This is a genomic window from Adlercreutzia muris (assembly GCF_041223505.1).
Taxonomy (GTDB): Bacteria; Actinomycetota; Coriobacteriia; order Coriobacteriales; family Eggerthellaceae; genus Adlercreutzia; species Adlercreutzia muris.
Genome location: NZ_JBCLQK010000003.1, coordinates 270,092 through 279,449 on the forward strand (window position 1 = coordinate 270,092; position 9,358 = coordinate 279,449).

The 9,358-nt window shown below is 62.7% G+C and carries 8 protein-coding genes; 6 read left to right on the forward strand and 2 right to left on the reverse strand.

What is annotated here, in order from left to right:
• Positions 1-146: 146 nt before the first annotated feature.
• Positions 147-863 (reverse strand): ferric reductase-like transmembrane domain-containing protein, encoded by a 717-nt coding sequence (locus AAK988_RS04905; protein WP_369872896.1) that lies wholly within the window; start codon positions 861-863, stop codon positions 147-149.
• A 417-nt stretch (positions 864-1,280) separates the two neighbouring features.
• Between AAK988_RS04905 and AAK988_RS04910 the strand changes: the two genes are divergently transcribed.
• From AAK988_RS04910 to AAK988_RS04935, 6 genes are all read left to right on the forward strand, one after another.
• Positions 1,281-3,932, forward strand: a complete 2,652-nt coding sequence (locus tag AAK988_RS04910; protein WP_369872895.1) for a molybdopterin-dependent oxidoreductase — start codon at positions 1,281-1,283, stop codon at positions 3,930-3,932.
• A 12-nt stretch (positions 3,933-3,944) separates the two neighbouring features.
• Positions 3,945-4,571, forward strand: a complete 627-nt coding sequence (locus AAK988_RS04915; protein WP_135970816.1) for a 4Fe-4S dicluster domain-containing protein — start codon at positions 3,945-3,947, stop codon at positions 4,569-4,571.
• A 218-nt stretch (positions 4,572-4,789) separates the two neighbouring features.
• Positions 4,790-5,554, forward strand: a complete 765-nt coding sequence (locus tag AAK988_RS04920) for a TorD/DmsD family molecular chaperone (RefSeq protein ID WP_369872894.1) — start codon at positions 4,790-4,792, stop codon at positions 5,552-5,554.
• A 26-nt stretch (positions 5,555-5,580) separates the two neighbouring features.
• Positions 5,581-6,459: an NrfD/PsrC family molybdoenzyme membrane anchor subunit gene (gene nrfD / locus AAK988_RS04925; RefSeq protein WP_369872893.1), complete on the forward strand. Its 879-nt coding sequence runs from the start codon at positions 5,581-5,583 to the stop codon at positions 6,457-6,459.
• Between the two features lie 68 nt (positions 6,460-6,527).
• Positions 6,528-6,914: a GntR family transcriptional regulator gene (locus tag AAK988_RS04930; RefSeq protein WP_289636325.1), complete on the forward strand. Its 387-nt coding sequence runs from the start codon at positions 6,528-6,530 to the stop codon at positions 6,912-6,914.
• A gap of 24 nt (positions 6,915-6,938) precedes the next feature.
• Positions 6,939-7,898 (forward strand): slipin family protein, encoded by a 960-nt coding sequence (locus AAK988_RS04935; RefSeq protein WP_289636327.1) that lies wholly within the window; start codon positions 6,939-6,941, stop codon positions 7,896-7,898.
• Positions 7,899-8,063: 165 nt separating this feature from the next.
• Here the strand turns inward: AAK988_RS04935 and AAK988_RS04940 are convergent.
• Positions 8,064-9,358 (reverse strand): asparagine synthetase B family protein (locus tag AAK988_RS04940; RefSeq protein ID WP_369880464.1); only part of this gene is annotated, 1,295 nt, incomplete at its 5' end.

The following is a 9,358-nucleotide window of genomic DNA, read 5'->3' on the forward strand; positions in this document are numbered from 1 at the left end:
AACTCCAGATCATGAGCGCAACGAGATGCCCCGTCCTCCTCTTTTGGTAATGATTCTTACAAGATGGGATGTGCAGGGCATTGTCAGAGACGGCGTAGACAACTGCGTCGCTTCCGCGTTCGCGTCAAGATTGCTCTCGAGGCGGCTTAAGCGGTCGCGGCGGTCTCCAGGTCGAGCTCGGTGGCGGGGGCGGTTGCCTCGGCGCGCCGGTCTGCCAGTGCCTTGGCCGAGCGCAGCACCACGTAGGCGCCCATGACCGCCGAGTACACAGCGATGGACACGACGGCCACGGTGTTGCCCACCAGGGCGCTCGGCATGAGCAGCAGCGCCAAATGCACATAGGTCAGCACGTAGAAGGGGTAGGCCAGACGCTGAATGCGCTTCCAGGTGAGGGCCTTCATGCCGTGCTTCACCACCTGGAACGAAGTGATCCACAGCACCGCCATGAGCGCCGTGATGAGCGCGGCCAAGCCCAGCGAGAAGGCCAGGTTCCCGGAAAAGGCACTCGTGATGCGCGGGATATAGGAGGCGCTGTAGAAGACGATGTGCCCTACGGCAAAGATACAGGCGAGGATGGACAGCTGCCGGCGAATGGGCATGAGGTGGGCGCGCAAAGGGTTTCGCTCGTTCAGAACGCCTACGAACATGACAATGGAGAAGAGCAGAAACGCCAAAGCGCAGCGCTGCATGAGCGGCTGAAAGTAAGACCACGCCTCGCCGCGGATATTCACCGCGGTGCCCCAGAAGTACAGGGCCAAAAGGGCCGCGGCACCCAGGTAGAAGGGAGCGGGGTGCTTCTTCAGGGGTTTTGCGCATACCCACACCAGGGCAAACGATAGGATCAGTGCGATGACGAATCTCATAGTGCCTCCTCCAGGCCCCTTCGCGAGCTTTCTCCCTTGTTGTCACAATAGCATAGGATAGATGACCTATCAGCCCAACATTGGACATATACAGGGAGTTGTGGGGGTTTCGATCGCATCCCTTGAGGAGGCATAGTCGTGCAGCCAGATCACGACAGAGAAAGAAGAGGCGGAAAGCAAAAGGGGTGGTGCAGAATGGGTGGCAAGCGTATTGCCTTGCCATAAGGTTGTCCTCAAGAAAGATAGCATGAAACCAGCGATCCCGTTGACTGTCCTACTCATGCATGATAGTATAGGCGCCGTAACCGTCATACAAGTTTAGGATGGTTTCACCTATGCATGGGTCGTATCGAGAGAGAAGGGGAGGCGACCGTGTCCGGGCGCTTTCCCGCACGACTAGAAGAGGGAGGGTCAAGAATGAGCAACGAATTGACTCGACGCAGCTTCGTCAAGTGGGGCACGGCCACTGCTGGCGCCGCAACCCTCGCGGGCTTGACTGCCTGCGCGAATTCACCAGCATCGTCCGAGATCTCATTGGGCGACACCGGCATCGAATCCTATCCGGGGGAGAAGGGCGATGGCCAATGGCTGACGGGCGCATGCATGAACAACTGCAGTTGCGAGCACTCCCGCTGCCTTTTGAGGGTGTATGTGGAGGACGGCGTGCCGCTGCGCATCCGCACCGATGAGGAGGAGGACTCTATCGAGGTGCCCCAGCGCCGCGCTTGCCCGCGCGGACGAGCGCAAATTAGTAATATGCTGTCACCGGCGCGCATCAAATATCCCATGAAGCGCAAGGGCTGGAGCCCCGATAATCCCAACGGCGAGATGCGCGGCCGCGATGAGTGGGAGCGCATCAGCTGGGATGAGGCGCTGGATATCATAGCGAGCGAGATGCAGAAGGCCTACGACAACTGGGGTCCGAAATCTATTCTTGCCGCGGCCTACTCCGATATTGGCGAGGAGTACTTCGACCCCATCGTGTGTTTGCTGAATGCCAAGGGCGGTGCGGTGCATCACGATCTGGGCACCGTATCGCTTGGAGCATGGCCTTGCGTCGAGCTGTTCATGACGGGCAGCATCTTCGAGGCTCCCGACGCCCTGAGTCTCGCCGAGAGCCAGCTCCACTTCCATTTCGGCAACAACTGGGCAGCCAACAAGGCGGGCAACACACCGCTCCAGTTGAGCTACGCGCAGTCCGAGGGGGGTCGCCTCGTTATTGTGGATCCGTGGCTCAATCAGACGGCCGCCGCCATTGCCGATGAGTGGGTGCCCATCCTGCCCGGCACCGATACGGCGTTCTGCCTCGGTATGATGTATCACCAGGTGGAGAACAATCTGCAGAATCAGGAGTTCTTGGACACCTACTGCGTGGGATTCGATGCCGAGCATATGCCTGAGGGCGCCGACCCCAAGGAAAATTTCAAGGACTACTTGCTGGGTACCTACGACGGCGAGCCCAAGACGCCGGAGTGGGCCGAGGCCATCTGCGGTGTGCCTGCAGCAACAACGCGCCGCCTGGCTGAGGAAATCGCGAAGACCGAAAAAGTCGATTTCTTCGCCGGCCAGTCTACGACCAAGATTCCCGCCGGTGAGATGTTCGGTCAGGCCTTCTACACCTTGGCCTTCATGCATGGGGTGGGAACGCCGGGCAACTATGTCGGCTGGCTCGGCATGCACGAGCACGGCTATTCCACCACGCCCTATTGTTTTGCGGGAGATGCCTCCAACGGGGCCGGCAAGAACCCCGTCAATCCGCTGGCGCCTCCTGTCATTGTGCTCGTGCCCAATTGGGGCGAGATAACTGACAAGGATTCTTGGGAAAAGGTGGACTACACCGAGTGCTGGCAGTCGATTCTCGATGGCGCCTACGGGCGCGATTCCTGGCCTGGCGGGAAAAAGCCCATCGACATTCACGTCATTTACACGGGCGGTTATCAGAACAGCCTCAACTCGCTGCCCAATGCGAATGCCGGCATCAAGGTGTTCCGCAAGGTTGATTTCGTGTGGGGTGTCGGGCCGTTCTTCGATGCCTCGCGGCAGTACTGCGACGTGGTATTGCCTGCGGCCACGTGGTGGGAGAAGGGCAATATCGCCTGGAGCGTGAATGCCGAGACCGTGTATTGGGCTGATCGCATTATGGAGCCGCTGTACGAGGCGCGCCCCGAGACTGAGATCGCCGAAGAGCTGGCAAGCCGTCTTGGCCTGGATCCGAAGACGGTGAACACCATGACCGATGCCGAGCGCACCTATCACTCCTTCGCCGGCGCCATTAAGATGACTGATCAGGCCACGGCGGCCTATGAGCCGCTGTTCACCATCACTCAGGAAGACATCGATGCCCTGGGTGTGGAGGGCAAACCCCAGGAGGGCAGCATCACCATCGCAGAATTCAAGGAGAAGGGTTGCTACAAGACCCAGCGATCCAAGGGCGACGCCCTTACCTATCGGCCCTTCGCGGCGTTCATTGCCGATCCCGAGGGCAATCCGGCGGCCACGGCGTCGGGTAAGTTCGAGATCCATAGTGCCACACTCTCGGCGGTCGTGAGCTCGCTCGGTTACTCCGTCATTCCGCCCATCGCGAAGTGGCAGATCGGTGATCCCGACCAGGGCGCCGGTACCCAGACTGAGGAGTATCCGCTGCTGTTGTGGACGCCCCATTCCCTGCGTCGCTCCCATACGGTGAACGACAACGTCGTCTCGCTGCGCGAGGCGTTCCCCCAGGAATGCTTCATGAGCACCGTGGATGCCGAGGCACGGGGCATCAAGAACGGCGACTTGGTGCTCATGACGAGCCCCCACGGCAAGGTGCTGCGTCCGGCCAAGGTGCTGCCTACCATCGTTCCGGGTGCGGTGGCGCTCCAGGACGGCGCGTGGATCCGCATCGACGAGGAGACCGGCATCGACTTGGGCGGCGACCCGAACATCTTGCAGGCTCCGAAGGCCTCGGGGCAAGCTTCCCAGTCGTGGACGGGCACGCTGGTGCAGGTGGAGAAATACGACGGGCCGCTGACGCTTGAGCCCGACAAGAACACGCCCATTGTTACGCCCGTGGGCATCGAGGAATAGGGGAGGTGCGCTATGACTCAGTACGCATTTCATTTGGATGGCGGCAAGTGCACGGGCTGCAAGACCTGTCAGGTCGCGTGCAAGGAAACTTATAGGCTGCCGGCGACTAATCTCTATCGCAAGGTGTACAGCTATCAGGGTGGCAGCTGGGATGCAACAGCGGCGGGTCATTACGTCCCTAATGGGGTGTTCGGCTATTTCATCTCTCTGGCGTGCAATCACTGCACGAACGCCGCCTGTGTGGAGAATTGCCCGACGGGCGCTATGCAGAAAGACCCTGATACGGGTATTGTGTGGACCGATCATGAAGTGTGCATCGGGTGCAAGACCTGTCAGACCGCCTGCCCCTATAAAGCCCCCACCTTCAACGAGGAAGAGGGCTACATGCTCAAGTGCGACATGTGCCGTGGCGAGGTGGCCACGGGCGGCAAGCCCATCTGCGTAATTGGCTGCCCCATGCGAGCATTGGACTTCGGGCCCCGTGAGGAACTTGTTGAGAGGTACGGCGAGGGCGATATCGAAGTCGAGCCGCTGCCCCAAGACACCACGGGCCCCAATCTGATCCTGACTCCTCATCGCAACGCCCAGAAGTCTGGTGTCGGTACCGGTTCGGTGGTCAACCTCCAAGAGGAGCTGTAGCGTTCTCGAAGGGTGCTCCGCTGTCTCGGGGGAATTGCGGGGTGCGGGTCGCTGCGCGAAACGGCAAGATCTGTGCCCCTTTCATGAACCTTTCCAATACCGAGGAGAATACCTTTCAACCCTGTATAATCCCACGTTAAGGCGGGCACCGGACAGATTCACCCCCCCCTCCCTCCCGATTTGCCCGGTGCCCCGCCTGTTCTTTTTAGAGGTGTCCTATGATCGCTCCCCTTTCTTCCGATACGCTGGCTGCGGCCGAGGTCTGCTTCGCTGTCGCCTCTCGGCTGCTGTATGTCGAGCCGGACATTTCATCGGTGGCCGAGCAGGTTGCAAGCCGTCAGTTCGCCAGCGCCCCCTTCGGCGAGGAAAGCGATGACGCGCGGCAGGGCCTTCGTTTTCTGGACGGCTGGTGTGCCGCCGCTCTGTGCGCATCTGAGGTGCCCGAGGGCGCAAGCACTGATAGTGCGGCCGCCTTCCTTGGGGAAAGCCCTGCGTTCGCCGAGGCCGTGGCTGAATTGCGTCGCGAATGGCTGCGTCTGTTCGTGGGTCTGGGCACGCCTGAGGCATCGTGCTTGGAGTCATTCTACGTGGAGCCGAACCGACACGTGTTCGGCAAGAACGTCATTGCTGTGCGCGAGGTCTACCGTCGTCACGGCCTTGAGGTCGAACGACTGCATCGGGAGCCCGACGACCATTTGGGGCTCATGCTCGGCTTCCTCTCTCGCCTGATTGCCGAGGAACGCGAGGCCTTGGATGCCGGCGAAGGTCAGCGAGCTGCCGCGTTGGCCGGCGAAGGGGACGCTTTCCTGACGGAGCATGTCCTTCCCTGGTTGGCCCCCTGGCGCTATGCTGTCGAGAGGCATGCACGTACCGGGTACTACCGTGGTGTCGGAGCGTTCGTTTTCGGCCTGATCGCTTGCTACGCCGAGCGCTTCGGCATTTGCTTCGACGGAGAGGCCCGCGCGTTTTGGCGCAGGAAGTAACGTCGGTGCCTTGAGGGGAGGTGCGTATGCTGGGGACGTTCGTGGTTCTCTACCTGTTTCTGGGCGGTTGCGGTGCCGGCACACTACTTGTGACAACCGCCTGGTCGCTCCTGTTCCACTGCACGAAATCGCGCACCTTTCGGCAGAGCCGTGCCTTTTGGGGCCTGGCGGGCAAGCTGTACCTCGCCAGCTTCGGGCTTCTGGCCCTCTCGGCATTCTGCTTGCTGGCGGACTTGGGCAGTCCCCATCGTTTCTTTTTGCTGTTCCTCCGACCGACGGTATCGCTGCTATCGGTGGGCTCGTTCGTCCTGCTGGCGTCGCTGCTCGTCTCGGCTTGCGTGGCTGCGGCCCACGTCCTCGGTTGGCCGCTGCCCTCCATGGCTCGCAAGGGGCTGGAAGTGCTCGGCGCGCTGCTGGCGGCGGTGCTCATGGTCTACACCGGCCTGTACCTGGCGTGGATGGAGGCGGTACCCCTGTGGAACAACGCGGCGCTTCCGGCGCTGCTTGCCCTCTCATCGCTTTCCTCCGGCTCGGCGATCGTGCTTCTGCTTGCGCCCTTCGGCCACGATTGGGCGCTTCTGGCCGGCTGGGTAGACGGTCTGCATCGGGTTCATCTGATAACCTTGGGACTCGAGTTCGTAGCGCTTGCCGCCTTCATCGTCCTGGCTGCAGCGAACTTGTTCGCGGGCCCGGGCCTCGCGCAGCTGATTTCGCCTGAGGGCCAAGGTTCCTGGTTCTTCGGGGGTTTCGTGCTAGGCGGCATTGTCGTGCCCTTTGGCATCGAGGCGCTGCGTCCCTTCGCGGGTCGTGTCGCACCGGTCGCAGCAGCTGAGGCCTCGTGCCTCTTCGGAGGGCTAATTCTGCGGTTCTGCCTGGTGTTGGCCGGAAGTCATTGGCTCGGGTGATACAATGCGAGCCGATATGAAACAGAAGCGCCCGGCAGGCGCCCAAGCAGGAAGGCTGCGGAGAGCCCATGGCCCTGTTCGAGATAGACGAGTCGAGCGGACTGCCCGTATGGGTGCAGCTGCGCAATCGGTTCGTTTACCTCATCAAGACCGGCTATTACCGGCCTGGCGATCAGCTGCCCAGCGTGCGCACCTTGGCCGCCGAGGCCGCCATCAACTACAACACCGTGAGCAAGGTATACGTCAACCTGGAGAGCGGCGGCTATGTCGAGTCCGTGCGCGGCCGGGGCGTTTTCGTGCGCGACATCGGCGGGAAGGCCGATGATGTGTGTTCCATTGCCGACACGGAAATAGAGGGCTGCATCCGGCGCTGCCTGGCCCTGGGAATGACCATCGATGAAGTCACGCTGTGCATGATGGATGTGGCTCATCGGTTGAAGGATGAGAGGTCCTGATCTTCGAAGAGGGGGGAGAGTTCCATGCTGAATCGTACTGAGAAGACCGAGCGCGAGGGTCGCGCCCGACGCGTTGCCGGCATCGAGAAATACAATTCCAACGTCGATCGTCGCACATCTCAGAACGGACCGCTCGTTTTCGCGGTCTTCATCGCTGTGACGGTGTTCGCCTGCGTGCTGGGTCTCGGGTTCGCACTGGGGGGAAAGCTCGATGTCTGGTGGCTTTTTGGCGCGCTGGCGGCGGCCTGGGCCGCTACCATGGCGGTGCACATCGCCATGGAGTGGGAGAAGGTGGTGGTGTTTCGCCTCGGTAAGTTCTCCCGCGTGAAGGGACCGGGACTCTACTTCACCATCCCCTTCATCGAGCAGACGGCCCTGAAGGCCGACCAGCGCATCATGGTCACCGGCTTCGGCGCCGAGGAGACGCTGACGAGCGATTTGGTGCCCATCAACGTGGATGCGGTGCTGTTCTGGATGGTGTGGGACGCGAAGAAGGCGTGCCTGGAGGTGGAGAACTACTACAACTCCGTGTCGCTGGCGGCCCAGACGGCCCTGCGCGACGCCATCGGCCGGGCCAGCGTGTCGGAGGTGGCCATCCGCCGCAACCAGCTCGACCAAGAGCTTCAGGAGGTCATCGAGGAGCGCACGAGCGTGTGGGGCATCACGGTGCTATCTGTGGAAATCCGCGACATCGTCATTCCCGCCGAGCTGCAGGAGGTCATGTCGGCCGAGGCCCAGGCCGAGCGGGAGAAGAACGCCCGCATGGTGCTGGCCGAAGTGGAGAAGGACATCTCGGCCATGCTCGTGGATGCGGCCAACGTGTATGAGGAGAACGAGCTGGCCGTGCGCTTGCGCACCATGCACCTGCTCTACGAGTCGGTGAAGGGCAGCGGCGGCACCGTGGTCATTCCCTCGGCCTACTCCGAGGGCTTCTCCGATGCGGCGCTGGACAAGGTCATCGACGGGTTGAAATCGGGGAAGTAGGGGTATGGCAGCCGGGCGCGGCTGCGGGGCGCCTTCATTTGCTCGGATGGTCATCGCTTTTGGGGCAGAGCGCGTGGTCCTGCTCCCGTCGCACGTCGGCGCCCGGGCGAAGCGGGGAAGCGCCCTTGGGTAGACGGCGCTCGATCTGAAAATCTCGCGCCTCCCTCACACGTTTCTGTGCTCCCTAAAGTATTGGTCGTACCAGATGACGAAGCAGTAGGCACTCCAGATCTTCTTCATGTTCGATCGCGTGCCGCGTTGGTGCTCGTCCAGAAGGGCGTTCAGGCGGTCGCCGCGGAAAAACATCCGGGCCGTCTCGCTGTTCAGCACCTCGCGCACCGAGGCGGCCCAGGGGTCCTCCCGCAGCCACTGGGCCAGAGGCGTGAGGAAACCCTTTTTGGGCATGGCAGCCGTGACGGCCGGCAGGGTGCGGGTGGCGGCGCGCCGCAGGGCCACCTTGGTCTCGCCCCGGGTCACCCGCAGGGCCGTGGGCAGCGTGCGGGCTACGGCGAATACCTCCCGATCGAGGAAGGGCACGCGCAGCTCAAGCGAGGCGGCCATGGACATCTTGTCCGCCTTCAAGAGAATGTCCTGCTGCATCCAGGTGAGGATGTCGGCGGTCTGCATGGCGGTGACCTCATCGAGTCCTGCGGCGCCCATCTCGGCGAACAGCGGGGCCGTGACTTCCCAAGGGGCCGGTGCCGCCGCTCCCCGGGCGCCCAACTCCGGTGTGAGCAGGCCCAGAGCCTCGGTCCAGGGGAAATTGTACTCCAGGCGGATGTAGCGCTCGGAGAGGGGGCGGGCGCCCCGCATGAGGAAGCGGCGCCCCCGAACGCCGGCCGGCAGGCGGCCCGCTGCGGCCCCAAGGCCCCGACGCAGGGATGCGGGCGCGGCCATGTAGGGCTCGAAGGCGAGGCACTCCTGGTAGTACGGGTAGCCGCCGAACAGCTCGTCGGCCCCTTCACCTGACAGCACTACCTTCGACGACTGGGCGGCATGGGCGCACAGGTGGTACAGCGGCACGGCCGAGGGGTTGGGCAAGGGCTCGTCCAGGGCGTACTGCACAGCGGGCACCGAGGCGAAGAACTCCTCGGCGCCAAGAGTGCGCCCCTCGTTGGCCAGGCCGATGGCTCGGGCGAAGGAGGCCGCCTGTTCCAGCTCCGAGAAGCGCCCGTCGTCGTAGCCGATGGAGAACGTGCGGGCATCCATGAGGCGGCTGGCCTCATGGGCTACCAGACTGGAATCCACGCCGGCGGAGAGGAAGCAGCCCACGGGCACATCGGCCGCGGCATGGGCGGCCACCGATCCGCGCACGGCCTCGGCGATGGCCTCGGCGCTCTCATCGAGGCTGCAGCCCTCGTCGGGGGCGAAGGACGGGGCGAACCAGCGGCGGTACTCGGCGCGGCCGTCCCGCCAGCGCAGCCAGTGGCCGGCCGCTAGCTTGCGCACGCCAGTGAAGA

Excerpts from the sequence above, each read along its gene's own strand:
- AAK988_RS04905 (WP_369872896.1), bottom strand. The coding sequence starts at position 863 with ATGAGATTCGTCATCGCACTGATCCTATCGTTTGCCCTGGTGTGGGTA.
- AAK988_RS04910 (WP_369872895.1), top strand. The coding sequence starts at position 1,281 with ATGAGCAACGAATTGACTCGACGCAGCTTCGTCAAGTGGGGCACGGCC.
- AAK988_RS04915 (WP_135970816.1), top strand. The coding sequence starts at position 3,945 with ATGACTCAGTACGCATTTCATTTGGATGGCGGCAAGTGCACGGGCTGC.
- AAK988_RS04920 (WP_369872894.1), top strand. The coding sequence starts at position 4,790 with ATGATCGCTCCCCTTTCTTCCGATACGCTGGCTGCGGCCGAGGTCTGC.
- nrfD (WP_369872893.1), top strand. The coding sequence starts at position 5,581 with ATGCTGGGGACGTTCGTGGTTCTCTACCTGTTTCTGGGCGGTTGCGGT.
- AAK988_RS04930 (WP_289636325.1), top strand. The coding sequence starts at position 6,528 with ATGGCCCTGTTCGAGATAGACGAGTCGAGCGGACTGCCCGTATGGGTG.
- AAK988_RS04935 (WP_289636327.1), top strand. The coding sequence starts at position 6,939 with ATGCTGAATCGTACTGAGAAGACCGAGCGCGAGGGTCGCGCCCGACGC.